Below are 23,503 nucleotides of genomic sequence, written 5' to 3'. Positions count from 1 at the left end.
TTACATTCCTGAAGTCAGCGAGATAAACAGCGGCAGCGACAGGATACACAGGACGGAGCTTAACAGCAGCACCGCTTCCGCATCCGGAGACTGTACGCCAAAGCGGTTACCAAACACCACGCCGAAGAAACCGGCAGACAGGGCAATCATCAGGATCGCGGTGATGGCCACTGAACCGTGCAGACCGAACACCAGCACGATGCCCCAGGCAATCGCTGGCTGAATCAGCAGCTTGGTGATGGTCGCGCTAATCACCATGGTGTTGATCTGCAGCTTACGGGCCGACAGGATCACGCCGGTCAGGAACAGCGCTGCCGCAGTTGCTGCCAGGCCGAGCGGTTTAATCGCTGCCAGCACCAGGTCCGGCATTTTGATGCCAATCGCGGACAGAATCACACCCAGCAGCGGGCCCATCACGATTGGTTTCTTAATTGAGCGCCACATCAGCACCGGCAGCATCGCCAGGGTAGAACCGCCGTTTGCGCCTTCCGCACGCGCTTTTTCGCGTTCCAGAATCAGCAGACAGAACGGCGTCATCAGCACGGAGCCACAGGCGATTGAGACCGCCACGGAGAGCGAGGTCGCAGAGCCTTCACCCAACACGCTGCCCAGAATCGGCAGGCCCAGCGCCGCATAGTTCGGCAGCGCCACGGTCAGGGTCAGCACGGCGGCATCCTGCGGTGACTTTTTGAAAACTTTGGTGGCGAGGAAGTAGATGGCCGCATAGGTTATCCACATCGCCAGGGTCAGGACTAGGATCAGCGGCGACTGGGCAATGATACCTGCCCAGGGCGTTTGCACCGTGGCGCTGAACAGCGCGGCGGGCAATGCAAAATCCATCACGAAGATATTAAGCAGAGACACATTTTTGTTATCCACCATTTTGGCTTTACCGGCCCAGAAGCCGAGCAGCATGATGACAAAAATGGGTGCAAGGGCATGAACAATCACATAAGTCATAAATCACCTGTAAAAAAAGAAGTTTAAGCACTGACGCGATGGTTATTATTTTCAGGATGCAGGTTCCCTCGTGGGCGCAACGGGTGCGCCCACGGGGCGTGCATCTGGCAGGTCTTTTCTTTTTGGTGTTACCAGCTGGCTCGCATACGTTCACGTACGAGAGCCGAGCTGTGGCGATTGTCGGCACCCAGACGGCTTTTCAGCGTCGGATCCCGGCGAGCGTCATCAATGGCCTGTTGTAAGGTGGTTTTAACCAGCGCCAGATCGAGAGATGAAGGTGCGTCCGGATTGCTGATATCCAGCAGGTTTTCCAGCAGCCCCAGGGTGGCATAGTTACTGATGTCATACGCCATTGGCGGGATGGTTGCCGCCAGTTTTTCCAGCGCCTCCACGGTACGCAGCGTGATGCGCGCGGCAGACTCTTTCCCCATCGCGTGGATTAATACGCCCTGGTCGTTGAAGGCAATCAGCCGGTTGGCCTGATAGCCGTGGGCCAGAAACGCCCCGGACATCGCTTTCCCGACGATAAGGCCAATCACCGGATGGCCCGCCAGACGCGCGTTAGCATAGGCCGCCGCAGCACCGGCCAGCGCCTGGTGAATACCAAATCCCTCTTCGCGACGGCCATAAGCCTGGCTCGGTACGTCGATCACCGCCACAATCGGGCGTTTAACCGCTTTGTCAGCATCGGCCGCGACGGTTTCACTCACCACTTTGGCCAGGGTCCAGCCTTCCAGCAGACCGACTTCGCCTCGTGCCGCACGTGGATAGTGGTTGTTGGCATCCGGTACCACCGCAACAAAGCGCACCGCTTCGCCATTCAGCTCGCCGTCCGCCGCCTGAACCGACGGGCAGAGCCCCTCCAGACGTTTGGCATTCGGGGCAAGGGTTTCCAGCCAGAGCTCACCACGGCTAATTGAAGTACTCATCATTTCACCTCCCGGGCAAAGAGCGCGTGAATCTGTTCAGTATCCGCCTGTTTGCGGGTATCGAAGTTGGTCAGGCGTTCGAGATACCAGTCGTAATTGTCGGTGCGGTGTTTTGCCGGCACGCCTTTCGCAATCGCGTCGTTCATCGCCGCTTTCACCGCGTTGACGCCATCGCCCACCAGCGCGTCCACCAGCCCGCTTTGATAGCGAATCTCGCCCCCGGTCATGCTCCAGATAAACGGACGGTCGCGGGAGTCATACTCTTCAATGCCCGCCTCCTGCTCGATAACCTGCGGGCCGTTCAGCCCCAGACGCGCTTCGCGGGTCACAATCAGATAGCTGCACAGCGCGGCCGCAATGGACATCCCGCCGAAGCAGCCGACGGTACCGGCGACAATGCCGATGACCGGGGTATAGCGGCGCAGATCGACAATCGCGGCGTGGATATCGGCAATCGCCGCGAGGCCGAGATTCGCCTCCTGCAAACGTACGCCGCCGGTTTCAAGGCTTAATACCGCCTGGGTTGGAATGCCGTTACGGTTATCTTCCGCCGCCAGCTCCAGCGCAGCCGCCATTTTTGCACCGGACACTTCGCCCATGCTGCCGCCCTGGAACACGCCTTCAATTGCCACGACTACCGCGGGTTTGCCGTTGATGGTGCCTTTCGCCACCACCATGCCATCATCGGCCTGCGGCACAATGCCCTGCGGCCCCAGCCACGGAGAGATAATCCCTTCAAACGGATCCAGCAGTTCGCGATAGCTGCCCTCGTCGAGCAGGGCCTGCGCACGCTGGCGCGCTTTTAATTCGATAAAGCTGCTGTCATCACGCATGGCTCACCCCCTCAAAGACTTGTTCGATACGAATGCGTGCCACGCCCGGCGTTGCGCCAAAGTCGTGGATGGTCAGTTTGCCCGCCGGCAGGCTGCTGACGGTTTGCAATCTGTTGAACAGCGCATCCCAACGGTTACGGCTGTTATCGACCGAGGTGGTGATCTCGATGGTTAATGACTGGCCCTGGTCGGCGGTAAATAACACCTCCATATCCCCGGAGCCAACAACGCCTGCCAGCGCTTTGCCGTTCAGGTTACGGCTGGCGGGCAGAGTTAATGTAATTTTTTCCATAACATCCTCTTAATTCGCTAAATAAGGCGTCTCTATGCGGTCAAGGAACAGCGTGGCGGCAAGCAGGTCGGCCGCGCCGCCCGGAGAGGCATTGAGCAAGAGCATCTTTTTATCTAATACGGCGAGCGCGCGTTGCCCCTCTGGCTGTGCGGTGCCGCCGGCGGCTAATACCGCCCTGGCCCCGTCCTGCATGGTGTCTAACCCCTCCATACCGGCGCGGGAGAGCACGCAGGTATCGGTTAACGAGGTCATGATCGCCATCAGCGCATCGAGCCGGGCATGGGCTTCGGTACCGCCGTTAAGCCGGCTCAGGCGAAGCTGAGGCAACGCTCGCTGCATAATGTGCGGAAATGCCTGCTGCGCCTCTTCGCGCGCGCCCGGCACCCGATAACGGTGGGTGGCGCGTAGTCCTTTACTGAACACTTTCGGCGCGGCGTCATCCGGCAGTTTCGCCAGCTGCGCGGCGGTGTTGGCTATCGTCCGGGCTTGCGCATTGCCACCGAGCATCGCCACGGCGCTGACTAACAAGCCCAGCGCCCAGATAGCGCCCCGGTGGGTATTCACCCCGCCGGTGGCGGCCATCATCTGCTGCTCGCCTTCGCGCCCCAGCCGCCCCACGGTCTGCCGTAGCGCGATATCGGCCGGACGCTGCCAGCTTTGCAGCGCCAGCGCCTGAAACGTGGGGGTCAGGCTATGCGCCGAACGCTCCATCAGCGCGAGCGATAAATCGTGGTGCGCGCCGTTCCCCCGACTGTCCACCAGACCGGGTTTCGGGCTGAGTCGCGCTTCGTCAATCAGACACTGCGTGGCGGTTCGCGCCAGCCATTCGGCACCGCCTTCAACCTGGATCCGGGGCAGAAGTTTCATTACCAGCTCCGGAATTTCGCAGGTGGGTTGTACAGACCGCCCGACCATTCAACCAGGTCAGACACGCTGCCAGCCGCCAGCAGAGAGCGGGTGGCGTCGGTGCGGCGAATGCCCATATCTTCCGGGTAGAGCACTTTGCCACTCTGGCGCAGCTCGGCGACGCGTTTGGCGTCCACACCCAGGCCGATGTCGGTAATACCCGCGACGGCAGCGACCATGGCACGACGTTCCTCAAGATCTTTGGCCCGGTAGAGGTAAGCAATCCCCTCCTCCGTCAGCACGTGGGTGACGTCATCGCCGTAGATCATGACCGGGGCCAGCGGCATACCGGAGGCTTTCGCCACCTCAACAGCATCGAGTTTTTCGACGAAGGTCGGTTTCACGCCCGCCTGGAAGGTTTCCACCATCTGCACCACCAGCTTTTTACCGCGCTGCATGGGGTCAGGTTCGGTGATCATGTTCAGCCAGGCCGGGGTGGCATGACGACGACCGTGCGGGTCGTGTCCCATGTTGGGCGCACCGCCGAAGCCGGAAAGACGGCCGCGGGTCACGGTAGAGGAGTTGGCATAGCCATCAACCTGCAGCGTGGAGCCGATAAACATATCCACCGCGTACTGCCCTGCCAGCTGGCAGAAGGCGCGGTTGGAGCGCATGGAGCCGTCGGCGCCGGTAAAGAAGATGTCAGGGCGGGCACGAATGTACTCTTCCATCCCCAGCTCACCGCCGAAGCAGTGCACGCTCTCCACCCAGCCGCTTTCAATAGCCGGGATCAGCGTTGGATGCGGGTTCAGCGTCCAGTGTTTACAGATTTTGCCTTTCAGGCCGAGCTGCTCGCCGTAGGTCGGCAGCAGGAGCTCAATAGCGGCGGTGTTGAAGCCGATACCGTGGTTCAGGGACTGAACCTGGTGTTCCGCATAGATGCCTTTGATGGCCATCATCGCCATCAGAATGTGTTCCTGTTTGATCAGGCGCGGGTCACGGGTGAACAGCGGTTCGATAAAGAACGGCTTGTCTGCCACCACCACGAAATCAATCCAGGAGCCGGGGATATCCACACGCGGCAGATCGCACTCGTCGTCCACCAGCTCGTTCACCTGAGCGATGACGATGCCGTCGTGGAAGGCGGCGGCTTCGACCAGCGCCGGGGTATCCTCGGTACTGGCGCCGGTATAAAGGTTACCTTTACGGTCGGCTTTAAAACCGGCAATCAGCGCCACGTTCGGCGAGAGATCGACATACAGGCGGGAGTAGAGTTCGATGTAGGTGTGGATGGCACCGATCTCCAGCTGCCCGTCTTCCAGCAGCTGCGAAATACGCAGGCTTTGGGTACCTGAGAAAGAGAAGTCGAGTTTGCGGGCGATGCCCTTCTCAAAAATATCCAGGTGTTCGCTACGACCGACGCTCGGCATAATCATATGCAGATCGTGAACAATTTGCGGGTTCACGTCGGCCAGCGAGCGGGAGAGAAAGTCTGCCTGTTTTTGGTTATTCCCTTCCAGTACGACTTTGTCGCCTGGGGCGATCAATTTTTCCAGCATGGCGACAAGGTCGCCTGTTGGCAGTACCTTGCCCTGCACCGGGACGGAAGCCAGGCGGCGCGCTTTTTCAGTGCGACGCGTGTTCCAGTTCCGGGCTGGCGTTTGCCCTGATAACATTGTTAACCTCCTGATTCAGCACATCTTTAGGTTTGCTTAACGTTGAGTTAAGTGTGCACCCTGGTGATAAAGTCATCAATTAAGCGCGCAGGGGAATCATTAGCCTGAGAGTAATAATCAAGGTAAATATTTGTGATCGGGATCAGTTCATGTTTCGGAAAACCAGGCTAAACGGGGTACAATTCGGAAGGTATCGTAAATAACAGACAATAATTAGCATCACCTTTATGGCCCAAATCATTCCATCAGACTTCAACATTGCACCCGACGAGAGCGCAGAATTTGTCCCCATGCGGGGCGTGGCTAATCGCCATCTGCAGACCATGCTGCCGCGCCTCATCCGTCGTAAAGTGCTTTTCACCCCCGTCTGGCAGCGCCTTGACCTGCCGGATGATGACTTCGTTGATTTAGCCTGGAGTGAAGATCCGCTTCAGGCCCGGCACAAACCCCGGCTGGTGGTCTTTCATGGCCTCGAGGGCAGCCTGCACAGCCCCTATGCCCACGGCCTGATTCAGGCAGCGAAAGCGCGCGGCTGGCTGGGGGTAGTGATGCACTTCAGGGGATGCAGCGGCGAACCCAATCGCCAGAAACGCATCTATCATTCCGGCGAAACAGAAGATGGCACCTGGTTCCTGCGCTGGCTGGCAGAGACCCACGGCCCGGCCCCCACGGCGGCGGTGGGCTATTCGCTGGGCGGAAACATGCTCGCCTGCCTGCTGGCAAAAGAGGGCGACAATATTCCTCTGGACGCCGCCGCCATCGTCTCTGCTCCGTTCATGCTGGAACACTGCAGCTATCATATGGATAAGGGCTTTTCGCGCGTTTATCAGCGTTATCTGCTTAACTTGCTCAAAGCCAATGCGGCACGCAAACTGAAGGCATACCCGGATACGCTGCCGGTCAGTCTGCGACAGCTGAAGAAAGTGCGTCGCCTGCGCGAATTTGACGATCTGATCACCGCCAAAATTCACGGTTTTGCCGATGCTATTGACTACTATCGCCAGTGCAGCGCCATGCCGTTGCTCAGCAACATCACGAAACCTGTGCTGATTATTCATGCTAAAGACGATCCCTTTATGGATCATCACTCGATACCCGCGCAGGAATTTTTGCCCGCTAACGTGCAGTATCAGCTGACCGAACACGGCGGACACGTGGGTTTTGTCGGCGGCACGCTGCGTCGCCCGACGATGTGGCTGGAAACGCGTATCCCGGACTGGCTGACCACATACCTGGAACCGATAAGATGATTATTCCCTGGCAAGATCTGGCTCCCGAAACGCTGGATAATCTGATTGAAAGCTTTGTGTTACGCGAAGGCACCGATTATGGTGAACAGGAGCTTTCGCTTGAGCAGAAGGTTGCCGACGTCAGGCGCCAGCTGCAAAGCGGTGAGGTGCTGGTCGTATGGTCCGAGCTGCACGAAACCGTCAACATCATGCCTCGCAATCAATTTCGCGGTTAACCGCGACATCTTTCCATTCAGGGAGTTGCTATGTCCGCCAGACATCCGGTTATTGCCGTTACAGGGTCGAGTGGTGCGGGTACCACTACCACCAGCCTCGCCTTTCGTAAGATCTTCTCGCAGCTGCATCTGCGCGCCGCGGAAGTGGAAGGCGACAGTTTTCACCGCTTTACCCGCCCTGAAATGGATATGGCGATCCGCAAGGCCCGCGATCTCGGCAAACACATCAGCTACTTTGGCCCGGATGCCAACGACTTTGGCCTGCTGGAGCAAACCTTCGCTGAATACGGGCGAAGCGGCACCGGTCAGGCGCGCAAATACCTGCACACCTATGACGAAGCGGTGCCCTGGAACCAGGTGCCGGGCACTTTCACACCCTGGCAGCCGCTGCCGGAACCCACCGACGTGCTGTTTTATGAAGGCCTGCATGGCGGGGTGGTCACGCCGCAACACGACGTGGCGCGCCATGTCGATCTGCTGGTGGGCGTGGTGCCGATTGTTAACCTGGAGTGGATCCAGAAGCTGACGCGGGATACCAGCGAGCGCGGTCATTCCCGCGAGGCGGTGATGGACTCCGTGGTGCGCTCAATGGAAGATTACATTAACTTCCTGACGCCACAGTTTTCCCGCACCCACATTAACTTCCAGCGCGTTCCGACCGTAGACACCTCGAACCCCTTTGCCGCCAAGGCTATCCCGTCCCTGGACGAGAGCTTCGTGGTGATCCATTTCCGCAATCTGGACAATATCGATTACCCCTGGCTGCTGGCGATGCTACAGGGTTCGTTTATTTCGCATATCAATACGCTGGTGGTTCCGGGCGGGAAGATGGGGCTGGCGATGGAGTTAATCATGATGCCGCTGGTGCAGCGGTTGATGGAAGGCAAGAAAATCGATTGAAGCCTTGTTGCCCGGTGGCGCTACGCTTACCGGGCCTACGGGCTCTGTAGGCCGGGCAAACGAAGTGCCGCCCGGCGTTTTAGCAAGGCTTACGCCTCGATCACTTCATACGAGTGGGTAATATTTACCGCTTTCTCCAGCATCAGCGCCACGGAGCAGTACTTCTCCGCAGAAAGATCGACCGCGCGGGATACCGCCGCGTCTTTCAGCGCTTTGCCGGTGACCACGAAGTGAAGGTTGATATGGGTGAACAGGCGCGGCGCCTCTTCACGACGCTCTGAGGTCAGTTTCACTTCACAGTCGGTCACATCGTGACGCCCTTTTTGCAGGATCGACACCACGTCGATCGCGCTGCATCCTCCTGCCGCCATCAGGACCACTTCCATCGGACTTGGCGCTTTATCGCCGGAGTTACCGTCCATCAAAATCTGGTGCCCGGAAGCCGACTCACCGAGGAACGTTAGCCCTTCAACCCATTTCACACGTGCTTGCATTTTTATTAACTCCAGGATTGCATTTTTCCTGACAGATTACGCGCCAGTAACAATTCTGACAACGGAAGTCGACCTGCATCAAGCTGAAGCGAGACACCAGGAGACACGCGGCAAAAGCTATGCTAAAACAGTCGAGATGCTACAGTAATACATTGACGTTACACATGTATGCAGAGGACATCACACATTACAGGCTGCTAATTATTGTGCCAGCCAGACCCCAGGCAGGGGGAAGAATTCGATTGCAACCCCAGAGTACAGGTACATAGCCAGACTCTGGAGACAGCTTATAACAGAGGATAACAGCGCATGGTGCTTGGCAAACCGCAAACAGACCCGACTCTCGAATGGTTCTTGTCTCATTGCCATATTCATAAGTACCCATCGAAGAGCACGCTGATTCACCAGGGTGAAAAAGCGGAAACGTTGTACTACATCGTCAAAGGCTCAGTGGCAGTGCTGATCAAAGATGAAGAAGGCAAAGAGATGATCCTCTCTTACCTGAATCAGGGAGACTTTATCGGCGAACTGGGCCTGTTTGAAGAAGGTCAGGAGCGTAGCGCCTGGGTTCGTGCAAAAACGGCCTGTGAAGTGGCTGAGATCTCTTATAAGAAATTCCGCCAGCTGATCCAGGTGAATCCGGATATCCTGATGCGCCTCTCTTCGCAGATGGCTCGCCGTCTGCAGGTCACGTCCGAGAAAGTGGGTAACCTCGCCTTCCTCGACGTAACGGGCCGTATTGCCCAGACCCTGCTGAACCTGGCGAAACAGCCAGACGCTATGACCCACCCGGACGGTATGCAAATTAAAATTACCCGTCAGGAAATTGGTCAGATCGTCGGATGTTCTCGTGAGACAGTGGGTCGTATCCTGAAAATGCTGGAAGATCAAAACCTGATTTCCGCCCACGGTAAAACCATCGTGGTTTACGGAACACGTTAATTCCGCTAAAACGGCGTGGCATCGCACGATGACACGCCGTTTTTGTCTCTATCCCCATGTGGCGCAGGCTCATTTATCACCCGGAAGTTAACTACGCACTGCGGCAAACCCTGGTGTTGTGTCTCCCTGTGGCTGTGGGTCTGATCTTCGGTCATCTGCAACACGGCCTGCTCTTCTCTCTCGTTCCTGCCTGCTGCAACATTGCCGGTCTGGGCACGCCACATAAGCGCTTCTTTAAACGTCTGACTATTGGCGGCTGCCTGTTCGCGGGCTGTAGCCTGGCCGTACAGCTGCTGCTGGCGCGGGATATTCCGCTGCCTCTGATTCTGACCGTGCTGGCGATGACGCTAGGGGTCACGGCTGAGATCAGCGCCCTGCATGCGCGACTGCTGCCCGCCTCGCTGATTGCGGCCATCTTTACCCTGAGCCTGGCGGGGAATATGCCGGTCTGGGAACCGCTACTCCTCTATACGCTGGGCACCCTCTGGTACGGGCTGTTTAACTGGTTCTGGTTCTGGATGTGGCGTGAACAGCCGCTGCGTGAGTCGCTGAGCATGCTCTATCAACAGCTGGCGGATTATTGCGAAGCAAAATACACCCTGCTGACGCAGCACACCGACCCTGAAAAATCGTTGCCCCCGCTGCTGGCCCGCCAGCAGAAGGTAGTGGACCTGATCAGCCTCTGTTACCAACAGCTGCATATGCTGGCGGCCAACAGGAATCATGAATACAAACGCCTGCTGCGCACCTTCCAGGTGGGGCTGGATCTACAGGAGCACATCTCCGTCAGCCTGCATCACCCGAAGGAGGTGCAGAAGCTGGTGGAGCGCAGTCACGCTGAAGCGGTGATCCGCTGGAACGCGCAGACCGTTGCGGCACGCCTGCGGGTGCTGGCTGACGACATTCTCTATCATCGCTACCCCACCCGCTTCACCATGGACAAGCAGCTCGGCGCCCTGGAGAAAATTGCCCGCCAGCACCCGGATAACCCGGTGGGTCAGTTCTGCGCCTGGCACTTCAGCCGTATTGCCCGCGTGCTGCGCACCCAGCGCCCGCTCTACCCGCGCGACCTGATGGCGGACAAGCAGAAACGCCTGCCGCTGATCCCCGCTCTGAGAAGCTATCTGTCGCTGAAGTCTGCCGCCCTGCGTAACGCGGCGCGCATCAGCGTGATGCTGAGTATCGCCAGCCTGATGGGCGTGGCGCTGCACCTGCCGAAACCCTACTGGATCTTAATGACAGTGCTGCTGGTGACGCAAAACGGCTATAGCGCGACGCGGGTGCGTATTCTCCACCGGGCGGCCGGCACGCTGGCGGGGCTGATTATTGCCGGCGTGACCCTGCACTTCCACGTCCCGGAAGGCTACACCCTTGCCGGGATGTTGATGGTGACGCTGGTAAGCTACCTGATCATTCGCAAGAGCTACGGCTGGGCGACGGTGGGCTTTACGGTCACGGCGGTGTACACCCTGCAGCTGCTGACCCTGAACGGCGAGCAGTTTATTGTCGCCCGGCTGGCCGATACCCTGATTGGCTGCCTGATCGCCTTCGGGGGGATGGTCTGGCTATGGCCGCAGTGGCAGAGCGGGCTTCTGCGGCAGAATGCCCACGACGCGCTGGAAGCGGATCAGGAGGCTATCCGCCTGATCCTCAGCGACGATCCGCAGCCGACGCCGCTGGCGTGGCAACGCATGAAGGTCAATCAGGCGCACAACGCGCTGTTCAACTCTCTGAACCAGGCGATGCAGGAGCCGGGCTTCAATTCGGCGTATCTGGCGGACATGAAGCTGTGGGTGACGCACAGCCAGTTTATCGTCGAGCATATCAACGCGATGACGACCCTGGCGCGGGAGCATACGATGCTGACGCCAGACCTGGCGCAGCGATATCTGCAGTCGTGTGAAATTGCGCTTCAGCGCTGCCAGCAGCGTCTGGAGTATGACGCGCCGGGCGAAAGCGGGGACAGCAATATTCTGGAAGCGCCAGAGACCCTGACGCAAGACCCCATGAGTACGCTGGAGCAGCATCTGCAGCGCACCATTGGGCATCTGAACACCATGCACACCATTTCGTCGGTGGCATGGCGTCAACGCCCGCATCATGGGATCTGGTTGATTCGACGGCTGAAGCGGACGCCGTACTAAATGCCGGGTGGCGCTGCGCTTACCCGGCCTACAAAACCGTAGGCCCGTGCAAGCGTAGCGCCGCCGGGCAACACAGCTACTTCTGAACCACGCGCTTCACCGCGGCGGCAAAGCGGTTCATCCCTTCATCGATATCCTGGCTTTCCACCAGCAGCGACGGGGCGAAGCGCATCACGTCCGGCCCGGCGTTGAGGACCATTGCCCCTTCACCGGCGGCAGCGTAGAGGAAATCGCGCGCCCGGCCTTTGTACTGCGGCTTCAGCTCGGCGCCAATCAACAGCCCCATGCCGCGAATATCGCTGAAGACATCATACCGGGCATCGATCTGCTGGAGGTGCTGCACAAACTGCTCGCGCTTCGTGTTGACGCCGCTCAGCACCTCTGGGGTATTGATGATATCAAACGCCGCGCCAGCCACGGCACACGCCAGCGGGTTACCGCCGTAGGTGGAGCCGTGAGAACCCACGTGGAACGCCGAAGCGATATCCTGGGTGGTCAGCACCGCACTGACCGGGAAACCGCCGCCGAGCGCTTTGGCGCTGGTGAGGATATCTGGCGTCACGCCGTAGTGCATGTAAGCAAACAGATCCCCGGTACGGCCCATGCCGCTCTGCACCTCATCAAACACCAGCAGGGCCTGGTGCTGGTCGCACAACTCGCGCAGCCCCTGCAGGAATTCCGGGGCCGCCGCCATTACGCCGCCCTCGCCCTGAATCGGCTCCACCACCACCGCGCAGGTGTGATCGTCCATCACCGCTTTCACCGCATGCAGATCGTTAAACGGGACGTGAATAATGTCGGCCGGTTTCGGGCCAAAGCCATCAGAATATTTTGGCTGTCCGCCCACGGTCACGGTAAACAGCGACCGGCCATGGAAGGCGTTGTGGAAGGCGATGATTTTGGTTTTGAACGGGCTGTGGCGGGTGGAAGCGTAGTAGCGCGCCAGCTTAAAGGCCGTTTCGTTGGCTTCGGTGCCGGAATTCATAAACAGCACGCGCTCGGCAAAGGTAGCGTCGATAATTTTACGCCCCAGACGCAGCGCCGGTTCGTTGGTAAAGACATTGCTGGTGTGCCACAGGGTTTCGCCCTGCGTTTTGAGCGCCTCGACCAGCGCCGGGTGACAGTGGCCTAACGCCGTCACCGCAATACCACCCGCAAAATCAATGTACTCTTTACCCTGCTGATCCCAGACGCGGCTGCCTTTCCCCTTCACCGGGATAAACTCAGCCGGTGCATAAATTGGCAGGATAACTTCATCGAATGTTGCGCGCGTAATTGCAGATTGTTCAGTTGCCATGTAACCCCACCCTTTTTTAAGCAAGAAGCAAAAGTGAAAATATAATCACGAAATATGCTTAAAAAATCACTTTATGGCAACTAAAAATCAACGATGCAGAAAATTAGCCAGCAGCTGGTGACCCTGTTCGCTGAGAATACTTTCCGGATGGAACTGCACCCCTTCCAGATCCCATTCCCGGTGGCGGATACCCATAATCTCCCGGGTCTCGCTCCAGGCGGTAACTTCAAAGCAGTCGGGTAAGGTGGGCGGGTCAATAACCAGGGAGTGATAGCGGGTCACGGTAAGGGGGTTATTGAGGCCAGAGAAGACCCCCGTACCGGTGTGGGTGACGGGAGAGGTTTTGCCGTGCATCACTTTAGCGGCACGAACAATGGTCGCGCCAAAAACCTGACCGATGGCCTGATGCCCTAGGCAGACGCCGAGGATCGGTAATTTACCGGCATAGTGCTCGATCGCCGCCAGCGAGATACCGGACTCATCCGGCGTGCAGGGGCCGGGAGAGATAACGATTTTCTGCGGGTTCAGCGCAGCGACATCTTCCAGAGAGAGCACGTCGTTGCGCCGGACCACCACCTCCGCCCCCAGCTCGCAAAAATACTGGTACAGGTTCCAGGTGAAGGAATCGTAGTTATCAATCAGCAGAATCATGGCGGCTCCCGAAAAAATGGCCGCCCTATTCTACTCAGTTTCCCGGGCTTCGCTTACCACTTTGCTGAAGATTGTGTTCAGCGCGCTCAGATCGCCCATCGCGCCGCTCTGGTTGGCCTGCGCCCACTCCTCAGGGTCGATACCGCGCCAATCAAGTTGATAGCCTGCATGGATCGCTAACTGTTCAAAGAAGATGCGCTGAACGATCCCGTTTCCGATGCGGAAAGGATGCAGAACGTTGATTTCGCAGTAGTAGTGGCTGAGGCGGTTAATAAAATCCGCTTTCTCGAGCCCGACGAGATACCCCTCCTCCTCCAGATCCTGCATCAGGGCATTGCCCTCTTTTTCGATATAGGCAAAGTGGCAGAACCGGGTGTCGCCCTGATAAATATCCATTTCACGAATATCTCCCGCCCAGTCAAAAATATCCTGGTAGAGATGGTGGTGGATGGCGCACAGGTGCGGCAGACCGCGCAACAGCGGCCCCAGGCTCAGGGTTGCCGCACGTAGCGCGGTGAATTCATACGCCGCCTGCGCCAGACGCTCAGCCTGACGAATGCCCAGCCGGTTACGCATCACATTCAGTTCCGGATAGAGATAAGGATCGCGATCGTTGCCGTATTTATCGCTCATGCTGCCTCCCTAACGCTTCAAGACGGATCTGCGCCTCATCTGTGCTGAGGGTAACTAACGGGCTGTCGACCCCCTCAAGGCGGCGACTGGCCTGAAAATTCGCGTTTCGCTGTTGTTCCCAGAGACGGGATTTTTGCTTTTCAGTGAGCTTTTTCACCTGTTACCTCCCTGATTGTGCTCGTGTTGCCACAAGTATAAGCAGCAAACTGCGGTTTCGCAGGAAGGTAAAGGCAACGCGGGCAATGCCTGCCCGCGCCAGCAGGGATTAAGGCAGGACTTTCGCAGAGAGGATAACTATCGGTTTTGTCGGCACATTCTGGTAAGGGCCGACGTCGTGCGTCTGTACCTGAGAAATTTTGTCGGCCACGTCCATGCCTTTCACAACTTTACCAAAGACCGCATAACCAAAATCACGCTGGCCGTGGTCGAGGAAGGCGTTATCCGCCACGTTGAGGAAGAACTGGCTGGTGGCGCTGTCTTTATCGGCGGTACGCGCCATTGAGATGGTGCCGCGGCTGTTGCGCAGGCCGTTATCCGCTTCGTTCTTGATTGGCGGGTTCGGCTGTTTCTGCTGCATCTGTTCGTTGAAGCCGCCGCCCTGAAGCATAAAGCCAGGGATCACGCGGTGGAAGGTGGTGCCGTTATAAAAACCGCTGTTCACATAATCGAGGAAGTTTTTCACAGAAACAGGGGCTTTCTGACTGTTCAGTTCCAGCTCAATGTTACCGGCAGAGGTGGTCAACAGAACGTGCGGGTCTCCTTTGGCTGCCAGCGCAGCAGGAGAGAGGGCTGAGAGAGCAAGTACAGCCGCGACAGCCGCCAGGGTTGATTTGAGCATGAGAATTCCTTAACAAAGCGCAGTAAAGAAAGCGAATGGCTTGATTCTAAAGAGCAGTATGAATCCAGGCCAGCCATTTACCTAATTTTACGCATTTGAAACAGATGTAACCGTCGGGCAAACTGGCGTCACGGTTATTAACGTGATACAAATCACACTGAAAACTGCAATTTTCGTTTAATTAATCATAAAAGATTTAATTAGATCACATTCGCGCTTAAAATCTGGCCGCTCGCAGCGCCGTCAACGCGCTTTACATTTCTATTCACAGGCCAGTCATGACTAACAGCAATCGTATCAAGCTCACATGGATCAGCTTCTTCTCCTACGCCCTTACCGGTGCGTTGGTGATCGTCACCGGGATGGTGATGGGAAATATCGCAGACTATTTCAACCTGCCCGTTTCCAGCATGAGTAATACCTTCACCTTCCTGAACGCCGGGATCCTGATCTCCATCTTCCTGAACGCCTGGCTGATGGAAATCGTCCCCCTGAAGACGCAGCTGCGTTTCGGCTTTGTGCTGATGGTGCTTGCCGTCGCCGGCCTGATGCTCAGCCACAGCATCGCCCTGTTCTCCGCCGCCATGTTTGTGCTCGGGCTGGTGAGCGGGATCACCATGTCCATCGGGACATTTCTCATTACCCACATGTATGAAGGCCGCCAGCGCGGCGCGCGTCTGCTGTTTACCGACTCCTTCTTCAGCATGGCAGGGATGATCTTCCCGATGGTAGCCGCAGCGCTGCTGGCACGCAGCATTGAGTGGTACTGGGTTTATGCCTGCATTGGCCTGGTCTACGTGGCGATTTTTGTCCTGACCTTCGGCTGTGATTTCCCGGTTCTCGGTAAAAAAGCCCAGACCACCAGCGAGCCGGTGGTGAAAGAGAAGTGGGGTGTCGGCGTGCTGTTCCTCGCCGTTGCCGCCCTGTGCTACATCCTCGGCCAGCTGGGCTTTATCTCCTGGGTGCCGGAGTATGCCAAAGGGCTGGGAATGAGCCTGAACGATGCTGGTCAGCTGGTGAGTGATTTCTGGATGTCGTACATGTTCGGCATGTGGGCGTTCAGCTTTATCCTGCGCTTCTTCGATCTGCAGCGGATCCTCACCGTGCTGGCGGGTGCCGCCACCGTGCTGATGTACCTGTTTATCAACGGTTCGCCGGAACATATGCCGTGGTTTATCCTGACGCTTGGCTTCTTCTCCAGCGCCATTTACACCTCGATCATTACCCTGGGCTCCCTGCAAACCAAAGTAGCCTCGCCAAAACTGGTTAACTTCGTGCTCACCTGCGGCACCATCGGCACCATGCTGACCTTCGTGGTCACTGGCCCGATTGTGGCGCACAGCGGCCCGCTGGCAGCGTTACACACCGCTAACGGCCTCTATGCCGTGGTGTTCGTGATGTGCCTGGTGCTGGGCTTTGTGACCCGCCACCGCCAGCACAACACAGCGGCAGCGTCTCACTGATCCCTTACGCCCCTTTGCTTTCTGCAGAGGGGCGGTTTCTGGTAAAACACACCTCTTCTCCCCCACGATCCGTCTGTATCCACGTCTGTGCCAGCTGCGTGGTGGCTATCACCCGCCCCTGACGAATTGACCAGCGTACCGGCACCTGACAACGCACCGCATCAAAACCCGTCTCCGCAGGCAGGATCACCAGATTCGCCGGGTTCGCCGGTTCAATACCGTAATCGGTCAGGCCAAAGGTACGCGCGCTGTTGTGGGTGATCAGATCAAGACCGCGGTCGATCTGCTGATAGCCCATCATCTGGCAGACGTGCAGCCCCATATGCAGGACCTGCAGCATATTGCCGGTGCCCAGCGGATACCAGGGGTCAAACACGTCATCATGACCGAAGCAGACGTTAATCCCCGCCTCCAGCAGCTCCTTCACGCGGGTGATACCCCGCCGTTTCGGATAGTCGTCAAAGCGCCCCTGCAGATGGATATTCACCAGCGGATTGGCCACAAAGTTAATCCCGGAGAGCTTCAGCAGACGAAACAGCCGTGAAGTATAAGCCCCGTTGTAAGAGTGCATCGCGGTGGTATGGCTGGCGGTGACGCGCGAACCAATCCCGGCCTCGTACGCCAGCGTTGCTACCGTTTCGACAAATCGCGACTGCTCGTCGTCGATTTCATCGCAGTGAATATCCAGCGGCCGGTCGTACTTCTTCGCCAGTTCAAAGGCGATATGCAACGACTGCACGCCGTACTCGCGGGTGAACTCAAAGTGCGGAATGGCGCCTACCACGTCGGCCCCCAGCTTTAACGCTTCCTCAAGCAGGGTGGCGCCGTTGGGGTAAGAGAGGATCCCCTCCTGCGGGAAGGCGACAATTTGCAGCTCGACCCACGGGGCCACCTCCTGCTTCACCTCCAGCATCGCCTTCAGGGCGGTGAGGGTCGGGTCGGAGACGTCCACATGGGTACGCACAAACTGGATGCCGTTGGCGATCTGCCATCTCAGGGTCTTCCACGCCCGGGTTTTGACATCCTCATGGCTGAGCAGCGCCTTGCGCTCTGCCCAGCGCTCGATGCCCTCAAACAGCGTGCCGGACTGGTTCCAGTTCGGCTCACCCGCGGTCTGGGTGGTATCAAGATGAATATGCGGCTCGATAAACGGCGGCAGGGCCAGACCACCGCGCGCGTTTAACACTTCATAGCTCTCGCTCTGTCCCTCGCCCGTCGGGGTGATTTCGCCAAAATGACCGTTCTCAATAGCCAGTTGCCATAACCCGTCCCGACCCGGTAATCGGACGTTCTGGATAAGCCAAAGCGGTGCTGTAGACATCATATTCTCCCGAAAAAGAGGGCTGAAATTTAGAGGTAACGAAAATTAAAGATTAGGCCCCTAATTTGTACACAAAATCAGCTATCACGAAAAGCCTGCTAATTCAGCTACTTAGAAAAAACCTGACAAATCAGCCATCTACTCACTAAGGAGTAGTTGAAGGCGTATTTGATTTGCATCAATAAGTGGCTTTGCTGAATCGTTAAGGTAGGCAGTAATAGAAAAGAAATCGAGGCAAAAATGAGCAAAGTCAGACTCGCGATTATCGGTAACGGCATGGTCGGTCACCGCTTTATTGAGGATCTTCTTGATAAAGCCGATGCCGCCCAGTTCGACATTACCGTGTTCTGTGAAGAACCCCGTAAGGCGTACGACCGCGTGCACCTCTCCTCCTATTTCTCTCACCACACCGCCGAAGAGCTCTCTCTGGTACGCGAAGGTTTTTACGAGAAACATGGCGTGAAGGTACTGGTGGGCGAACGCGCTATTACCATCAACCGTCAGGAAAAAGTGATTCATTCCAGTGCGGGACGCACGGTTTTTTACGACAAACTGATCATGGCGACTGGCTCTTACCCGTGGATCCCACCGATCAAAGGGTCAGAAACTCAGGATTGCTTCGTCTATCGCACCATTGAAGATCTCAACGCTATTGAATCCTGCGCCCGCCGCAGCAAACGCGGCGCGGTAGTCGGCGGCGGCCTGCTCGGCCTCGAAGCCGCTGGCGCGCTGAAAAACTTAGGCGTTGAAACCCACGTCATCGAATTTGCCCCGATGCTGATGGCAGAGCAGCTCGACCACATGGGTGGCGATCAGCTCAAACGCAAAATTGAGAGCATGGGTGTGAAAGTTCACACCAGCAAAAATACCAAAGAGATCGTGCAGGAAGGCACCGAGGCGCGTAAAACCATGCGCTTTGCTGACGGCAGCGAGCTGGAAGTCGACTTCATCGTCTTCTCCACCGGTATTCGCCCGCGCGACAAGCTGGCTACGCAGTGCGGCCTGGCGGTTGCCCAGCGCGGCGGCATTATGATCAACGCCACCTGCCAGACCTCCGATCCGGATATCTACGCCATTGGCGAGTGCGCCAGCTGGGAAAATCACGTCTACGGTCTGGTTGCCCCTGGCTACAAAATGGCGCAGGTCGCCGTTGACCATATCCTCGGCAATGAAAACGCCTTCGAAGGCGCAGACATGAGCGCCAAGCTGAAACTGCTGGGCGTTGACGTGGGCGGTATCGGCGATGCGCACGGCCGCACGCCAAACTCCCGCAGCTACGTCTACCTCGATGAAAGCAAAGAAGTTTATAAACGTCTTATCGTCAGCCCGGATAACAAAACCCTGCTCGGTGCGGTGCTGGTGGGTGATACCAGCGATTTTGGCAACCTGCTGCAGCTGGTGCTGAACGCCATCGAACTGCCGGAAAACCCGGACGCGCTGATCCTGCCTGCCCACGCTGGCAGCGGTAAGCCTTCGATTGGTGTCGATAAACTGCCGGACAGCGCGCAGATTTGCTCCTGCTTCGATGTCACCAAAGGCATGCTGATTTCCGCCATCAACAAAGGTTGCCACACCGTGGCGGCGCTGAAGGCCGAAACCAAAGCCGGTACCGGCTGCGGCGGCTGTATCCCGCTGGTCACTCAGGTGCTCAACGCCGAGCTGGCGAAACAGGGTATCGAAGTAAACAACAACCTGTGCGAGCACTTCGCTTACTCTCGCCAGGAGCTGTACCACCTGATCCGCGTTGAAGGCATCAAATCCTTCGACGAGCTGCTGCAGAAACATGGCCAGGGTTATGGGTGTGAAGTCTGTAAACCGACCGTCGGTTCTCTGCTGGCCTCCTGCTGGAATGAGTATGTGCTCAAGCCGCAGCACACCCCGCTGCAGGACACCAATGACAACTTCCTGGCGAACATCCAGAAAGACGGTACCTACTCCGTCATCCCACGCTCTGCCGGCGGTGAAATTACCCCGGAAGGCCTGGTGGCAGTGGGCCGCATCGCCCGTGAATTTAATCTGTACACCAAAATTACCGGTTCCCAGCGTATCGGCCTGTTCGGTGCGCAGAAAGACGACCTGCCGGAAATCTGGCGTCAGCTGATTGAAGCAGGTTTCGAAACCGGCCATGCCTATGCCAAAGCGCTGCGTATGGCGAAAACCTGCGTGGGCAGCACCTGGTGCCGCTACGGCGTGGGCGACAGCGTCGGCTTCGGCGTCGAGCTGGAAAACCGCTACAAAGGCATTCGTACCCCGCACAAAATGAAGTTCGGCGTCTCCGGCTGTACCCGTGAATGTGCCGAAGCGCAGGGTAAAGACGTGGGTATCATCGCCACTGAGAAAGGCTGGAACCTGTACGTCTGCGGTAACGGCGGGATGAAACCGCGTCATGCGGATCTGCTGGCGGCGGATATCGATCGTGAAACGCTGATCAAGTATCTCGACCGCTTCATGATGTTCTACATCCGTACCGCGGACAAACTGACCCGTACCGCGCCGTGGCTGGATAACCTGGAGGGCGGCATCGACTACCTGAAATCCGTCATTATCGACGACAAACTTGGCCTGAACGCGACGCTGGAAGAAGAGATGGCGCGCCTGCGTGACGCCGTGATTTGTGAATGGACTGAAACCGTCAACACCCCGGCGGCGCAGGTTCGCTTCAAACACTTTATCAACAGCACCCAGCGCGACCCGAGCGTGCAGGTGGTGCCAGAGCGCGAGCAGCATCGCCCGGCGACACCTTATGAACGCATTCCGGTCATGCTGGTGGAGGAAAACGTATGAGTCAGTGGGTCAATATCTGCAAAATCGACGAGATCCTGCCTGCCACCGGCGTGTGCGCGCTGTTAGGTCATGAGCAGGTTGCCATTTTCCGTCCACGCCACGACGAACAGGTCTTTGCCATCAGCAATATCGACCCATTCTTCGAGGCCAGCGTGCTCTCCCGCGGGATCATCGCTGAGCATCAGGGGGAGCTGTGGGTTGCCAGCCCGCTGAAAAAACAGCGTTTCCGCCTGAGCGACGGTCACTGTATGGAAGATGAGAGCCACTCCGTGAAGCACTATGACGTCCGCGTCAAAGACGGCAAGGTACAGCTGAGAGGCTGATTAATACGGGGATGCAACGCCCCCGTTATTTGTTTTTGATTTTGTAGGCCCGGCAAGCGCAGCGCCGCCGGGCAATTGCCGGATGGCGAAGCAAGCTTCTTATCCGGCCTACGATTTACTTTTTTGCTTTTCTTTTTCATTACTCAGGATAATCAAATGTTTACAGACACTATTAATAAGTGTGCGGCTAACGCTGCGCGAATTGCACGCCTCAGTAAAAACAGTCCTCTCGGATTCTGGGTCAGCTCCGCCATGGCGGGTGCCTATGTCGGACTGGGGATTATTTTAATTTTCACCCTCGGCAATCTGCTCGATCCCTCCGTGCGTCCGCTGGTGATGGGTGCCACCTTTGGTATCGCCCTGACTCTGGTGATCATCGCCGGTTCTGAACTGTTCACCGGTCACACCATGTTCCTGACCCTGGGCGTAAAAGCGGGCACTATCACTCAGGGCCAGATGTGGGCGATCCTGCCGCAAACCTGGCTCGGCAACCTGGTCGGCTCCGTGTTTGTCGCCCTGCTCTACAGCTGGGGCGGCGGTAGCCTCCTGCCGGTCGATACCAGCCTCGTGCACACCGTCGCGCTGGCAAAAACCTCCGCACCGGCGATGGTGCTGTTCTTCAAAGGCGCGCTCTGTAACTGGCTGGTGTGTCTTGCTATCTGGATGGCAATCCGTACTGAAGGCACCGCGAAATTTATCGCCATCTGGTGGTGTCTGCTGGCCTTTATCGCTTCCGGCTACGAACACTCCGTTGCCAACATGACGCTGTTTGCCCTCTCCTGGTTCGGTCACCACAGCGAAGCCTATACCCTGTCTGGTATCGGCCATAACCTGTTGTGGGTAACGCTTGGCAATACTCTTTCTGGGGTTGTATTTATGGGTTGGGGTTACTGGTATGCTACCCCTAAAGCGGAGCGTCCGACTCCGGCTACCATCGCAACCGTTCAGGCGAAAGCCAACCAGTAAGAAGAGGTAATGTCGTGGATCACCTGCCAATATTCTGTCAATTACGCAATCGCGACTGCCTGCTCGTGGGGGGTGGCGATGTGGCTGAACGCAAAGCCCGCCTGCTGCTGGAGGCAGGTGCCCGGCTCACCGTCAACGCCCTTGCCTTCGCCCCACAATTTACCGTGTGGGCGCAGGAAGGGATGCTCACCCTCGTCGAGGGTGAGTTCAACGAATCACTGCTTGATACCTGCTGGCTGACCATTGCCGCCACCGACGACGATGCGGTTAACCAGCGTGTCAGCGACGCCTGTGAAGCGCGGCGGATCTTCTGCAACGTGGTGGATGCGCCGAAAGAGGCGAGCTTTATCATGCCGTCGATTATCGACCGCTCGCCGCTGATGGTCGCCGTCTCCTCCGGCGGGACGTCGCCAGTGCTGGCGCGCCTGCTGCGCGAAAAGCTGGAAGCGATCCTGCCGCAGCATCTCGGCCAGGTGGCCCACTATGCCGGGCAATTGCGCTCGCGCGTGAAAAAGCAGTTCGCCACCGTGGGTGAACGCCGCCGCTTCTGGGAAAAATTCTTTGTGAACGACCGGCTGGCGCAGTCGCTGGCGAACCAGGATCGGAAAGCCGTGGATGAAACCACAGAGCAGCTGATCAATGCCCCGCTCGATCACCGGGGCGAAGTGGTGCTGGTGGGCGCGGGTCCAGGGGATGCCGGCCTGCTGACCCTGAAAGGGCTACAGCAGATCCAGCAGGCGGATATCGTGGTTTATGACCGTCTGGTCTCCGACGACATCATGAACCTGGTGCGTCGCGATGCGGATCGGGTGTTTGTTGGCAAACGTGCCGGATATCACTGCGTACCTCAGGAAGAGATTAACCAGATCCTGCTGCGTGAAGCGCAGAAGGGTAAACGCGTGGTGCGTCTGAAAGGCGGGGATCCCTTTATCTTCGGACGCGGCGGCGAGGAGCTGGAAACCCTCTGTGAAGCGGGCATTCCGTTCTCGGTGGTACCGGGTATTACCGCCGCCTCAGGCTGCTCTGCCTATTCGGGCATTCCACTGACCCACCGTGACTACGCCCAAAGCGTGCGTCTGGTTACCGGCCACCTGAAAACCGGCAGCGAGCTGGACTGGCATAACCTGGCCGCAGAGAAACAGACCCTGGTGTTCTATATGGGCCTGAACCAGGCGGGGACCATTCAGGCTAAGCTACTCGAACATGGTATGGATGCAGCAATGCCGGTGGCGCTGGTGGAGAACGGCACGTCGATTAAACAGCGTGTGGTCAGTGGCGTGTTGACCCAGCTGGGCGACCTGGCGCAGCAGGTTGAAAGCCCGGCGCTGATTGTCGTAGGCCGTGTGGTGGCGCTGCGCGACAAGCTCAACTGGTTTTCAAACCATTAAGTCAGACTGAACATATTCCCCGCGAAATGAGTAGTCCTGTTATGGACTACTCCTCGCTTACCGCTGTCGATAACATACCTCCCGCGAAAGCACATTTTCTATATATTCCCTCATGTTACAGACAAGGAAGCGTTATGTTCAAACTGGCAAAGATTGCCCTGGTTGCAGGCATCTTAACTACCCTGACGGCGTGCACCGGCCACGTGCAAAACACCAAAAATAACTGCAGCTACGACTACCTGCTGCACCCGGCGATCTCCATCTCCAAGATCATCGGCGGCTGCGGCCCGGCGGCAAATCAGTAACTCTTTTTCAGGCATAAAAAAACCGGGGGGATTCCCCGGTTTTTTTATTAGTG

24 protein-coding genes are annotated in these 23,503 nt (G+C 57.5%); 11 read left to right on the top strand and 13 right to left on the bottom strand.

Annotation, left to right across the window (positions count from 1 at the left end):
• The 6 genes from LRS40_RS08810 to mdcA form a co-directional block, all read right to left on the bottom strand.
• Entirely contained in the window at positions 1-960 is a 960-nt protein-coding gene (locus tag LRS40_RS08810; RefSeq protein ID WP_231313545.1) for an AEC family transporter, read from the bottom strand.
• Between the two features lie 128 nt (positions 961-1,088).
• Positions 1,089-1,889, bottom strand: a complete 801-nt coding sequence (mdcE, locus tag LRS40_RS08805; RefSeq protein WP_156264769.1) for a biotin-independent malonate decarboxylase subunit gamma — start codon at positions 1,887-1,889, stop codon at positions 1,089-1,091.
• Positions 1,889-2,722: a biotin-independent malonate decarboxylase subunit beta gene (locus LRS40_RS08800; protein WP_231313544.1), complete on the bottom strand. Its 834-nt coding sequence runs from the start codon at positions 2,720-2,722 to the stop codon at positions 1,889-1,891. Before LRS40_RS08800 ends, mdcE begins: the two co-directional genes overlap by 1 nt.
• Complete coding sequence (gene mdcC, locus LRS40_RS08795) at positions 2,715-3,014, bottom strand: malonate decarboxylase acyl carrier protein (protein WP_142487349.1); 300 nt, start codon at positions 3,012-3,014, stop codon at positions 2,715-2,717. Before mdcC ends, LRS40_RS08800 begins: the two co-directional genes overlap by 8 nt.
• Before the next feature lie 9 nt (positions 3,015-3,023).
• Positions 3,024-3,881 carry a triphosphoribosyl-dephospho-CoA synthase gene (locus tag LRS40_RS08790; RefSeq protein ID WP_231313543.1) on the bottom strand — a complete coding sequence of 286 codons (858 nt, stop codon included), beginning with the start codon at positions 3,879-3,881 and terminating at the stop codon, positions 3,024-3,026.
• Positions 3,881-5,536 carry a malonate decarboxylase subunit alpha gene (gene mdcA, locus LRS40_RS08785; protein WP_231313542.1) on the bottom strand — a complete coding sequence of 552 codons (1,656 nt, stop codon included), beginning with the start codon at positions 5,534-5,536 and terminating at the stop codon, positions 3,881-3,883. Before mdcA ends, LRS40_RS08790 begins: the two co-directional genes overlap by 1 nt.
• 227 nt (positions 5,537-5,763) lie before the next feature.
• Between mdcA and LRS40_RS08780 the strand changes: the two genes are divergently transcribed.
• From LRS40_RS08780 to LRS40_RS08770, 3 genes are read left to right on the top strand one after another with little or no spacing between them, the layout of a single operon-like run.
• A complete protein-coding gene (locus LRS40_RS08780) occupies positions 5,764-6,786 on the top strand; it encodes a hydrolase (protein ID WP_156264772.1) in 1,023 nt (340 codons plus the stop codon).
• Complete coding sequence (locus LRS40_RS08775; RefSeq protein ID WP_106995183.1) at positions 6,783-7,001, top strand: YheU family protein; 219 nt, start codon at positions 6,783-6,785, stop codon at positions 6,999-7,001. Before LRS40_RS08780 ends, LRS40_RS08775 begins: the two co-directional genes overlap by 4 nt.
• Before the next feature lie 30 nt (positions 7,002-7,031).
• The gene (locus LRS40_RS08770) at positions 7,032-7,901 is read left to right on the top strand and encodes a phosphoribulokinase (RefSeq protein WP_142487353.1); all 870 of its coding nucleotides are present in this window, start codon (positions 7,032-7,034) and stop codon (positions 7,899-7,901) included.
• 89 nt (positions 7,902-7,990) lie between these two features.
• Here the strand turns inward: LRS40_RS08770 and LRS40_RS08765 are convergent, their stop codons facing one another.
• Positions 7,991-8,395 carry an OsmC family protein gene (locus LRS40_RS08765; protein ID WP_142487354.1) on the bottom strand — a complete coding sequence of 135 codons (405 nt, stop codon included), beginning with the start codon at positions 8,393-8,395 and terminating at the stop codon, positions 7,991-7,993.
• A gap of 309 nt (positions 8,396-8,704) precedes the next feature.
• Between LRS40_RS08765 and crp the strand changes: the two genes are divergently transcribed.
• Positions 8,705-9,337 (top strand): cAMP-activated global transcriptional regulator CRP, encoded by a 633-nt coding sequence (crp, locus tag LRS40_RS08760; RefSeq protein ID WP_000242758.1) that lies wholly within the window; start codon positions 8,705-8,707, stop codon positions 9,335-9,337.
• 56 nt (positions 9,338-9,393) lie between these two features.
• Positions 9,394-11,481, top strand: a complete 2,088-nt coding sequence (locus LRS40_RS08755; RefSeq protein ID WP_231313541.1) for a YccS/YhfK family putative transporter — start codon at positions 9,394-9,396, stop codon at positions 11,479-11,481.
• A gap of 76 nt (positions 11,482-11,557) precedes the next feature.
• Here the strand turns inward: LRS40_RS08755 and LRS40_RS08750 are convergent, their stop codons facing one another.
• The 5 genes from LRS40_RS08750 to ppiA all read right to left on the bottom strand — a co-directional run bounded on the left by LRS40_RS08750 (position 11,558) and on the right by ppiA (position 14,900).
• On the bottom strand, positions 11,558-12,778 hold the full coding sequence (locus LRS40_RS08750) for an aspartate aminotransferase family protein (RefSeq protein ID WP_231313540.1): 1,221 nt from the start codon (positions 12,776-12,778) through the stop codon (positions 11,558-11,560).
• A gap of 87 nt (positions 12,779-12,865) precedes the next feature.
• Entirely contained in the window at positions 12,866-13,429 is a 564-nt protein-coding gene (pabA, locus tag LRS40_RS08745) for an aminodeoxychorismate synthase component 2 (protein ID WP_156264774.1), read from the bottom strand.
• 30 nt (positions 13,430-13,459) lie between these two features.
• Positions 13,460-14,062, bottom strand: coding sequence for a putative adenosine monophosphate-protein transferase Fic (locus LRS40_RS08740; RefSeq protein ID WP_142487358.1), 603 nt, complete (start codon positions 14,060-14,062; stop codon positions 13,460-13,462).
• Positions 14,052-14,219: a YhfG family protein gene (locus LRS40_RS08735; RefSeq protein ID WP_231313539.1), complete on the bottom strand. Its 168-nt coding sequence runs from the start codon at positions 14,217-14,219 to the stop codon at positions 14,052-14,054. The genes LRS40_RS08740 and LRS40_RS08735 overlap by 11 nt, the downstream gene beginning before the upstream one ends.
• 108 nt (positions 14,220-14,327) lie before the next feature.
• Entirely contained in the window at positions 14,328-14,900 is a 573-nt protein-coding gene (gene ppiA, locus LRS40_RS08730; RefSeq protein WP_142487360.1) for a peptidylprolyl isomerase A, read from the bottom strand.
• Positions 14,901-15,178: 278 nt separating this feature from the next.
• Here ppiA and tsgA point away from each other — a divergent pair, with 278 nt between their 5' ends.
• Positions 15,179-16,363, top strand: coding sequence for an MFS transporter TsgA (tsgA, locus tag LRS40_RS08725; protein WP_142487361.1), 1,185 nt, complete (start codon positions 15,179-15,181; stop codon positions 16,361-16,363).
• Between the two features lie 4 nt (positions 16,364-16,367).
• Here the strand turns inward: tsgA and LRS40_RS08720 are convergent, their stop codons facing one another.
• Entirely contained in the window at positions 16,368-17,684 is a 1,317-nt protein-coding gene (locus LRS40_RS08720) for a cytosine deaminase (protein ID WP_231313538.1), read from the bottom strand.
• Between the two features lie 240 nt (positions 17,685-17,924).
• Between LRS40_RS08720 and nirB the strand changes: the two genes are divergently transcribed.
• From nirB to LRS40_RS08695, 5 genes are all read left to right on the top strand, one after another.
• The gene (gene nirB, locus LRS40_RS08715; protein WP_156264776.1) at positions 17,925-20,468 is read left to right on the top strand and encodes a nitrite reductase large subunit NirB; all 2,544 of its coding nucleotides are present in this window, start codon (positions 17,925-17,927) and stop codon (positions 20,466-20,468) included.
• Positions 20,465-20,791: a nitrite reductase small subunit NirD gene (gene nirD, locus LRS40_RS08710; RefSeq protein WP_039031530.1), complete on the top strand. Its 327-nt coding sequence runs from the start codon at positions 20,465-20,467 to the stop codon at positions 20,789-20,791. The genes nirB and nirD overlap by 4 nt, the downstream gene beginning before the upstream one ends.
• Positions 20,792-20,947: 156 nt before the next feature.
• Positions 20,948-21,757 carry a nitrite transporter NirC gene (nirC, locus tag LRS40_RS08705; protein ID WP_231313537.1) on the top strand — a complete coding sequence of 270 codons (810 nt, stop codon included), beginning with the start codon at positions 20,948-20,950 and terminating at the stop codon, positions 21,755-21,757.
• A 14-nt stretch (positions 21,758-21,771) separates the two neighbouring features.
• Positions 21,772-23,145 (top strand): siroheme synthase CysG, encoded by a 1,374-nt coding sequence (gene cysG / locus LRS40_RS08700; RefSeq protein ID WP_231313536.1) that lies wholly within the window; start codon positions 21,772-21,774, stop codon positions 23,143-23,145.
• 134 nt (positions 23,146-23,279) lie between these two features.
• Positions 23,280-23,450 (top strand): YhfL family protein, encoded by a 171-nt coding sequence (locus tag LRS40_RS08695; protein ID WP_032614785.1) that lies wholly within the window; start codon positions 23,280-23,282, stop codon positions 23,448-23,450.
• Positions 23,451-23,503 lie beyond the last annotated feature (53 nt).

It is taken from the genome of Leclercia sp. G3L (assembly GCF_021117075.1).
GTDB lineage: Bacteria > Pseudomonadota > Gammaproteobacteria > Enterobacterales > Enterobacteriaceae > Enterobacter > Enterobacter adecarboxylatus_C.
The sequence above is the reverse complement of the archived record's forward strand: the minus strand, read 5'-3'. Positions and strand labels throughout refer to the sequence as shown.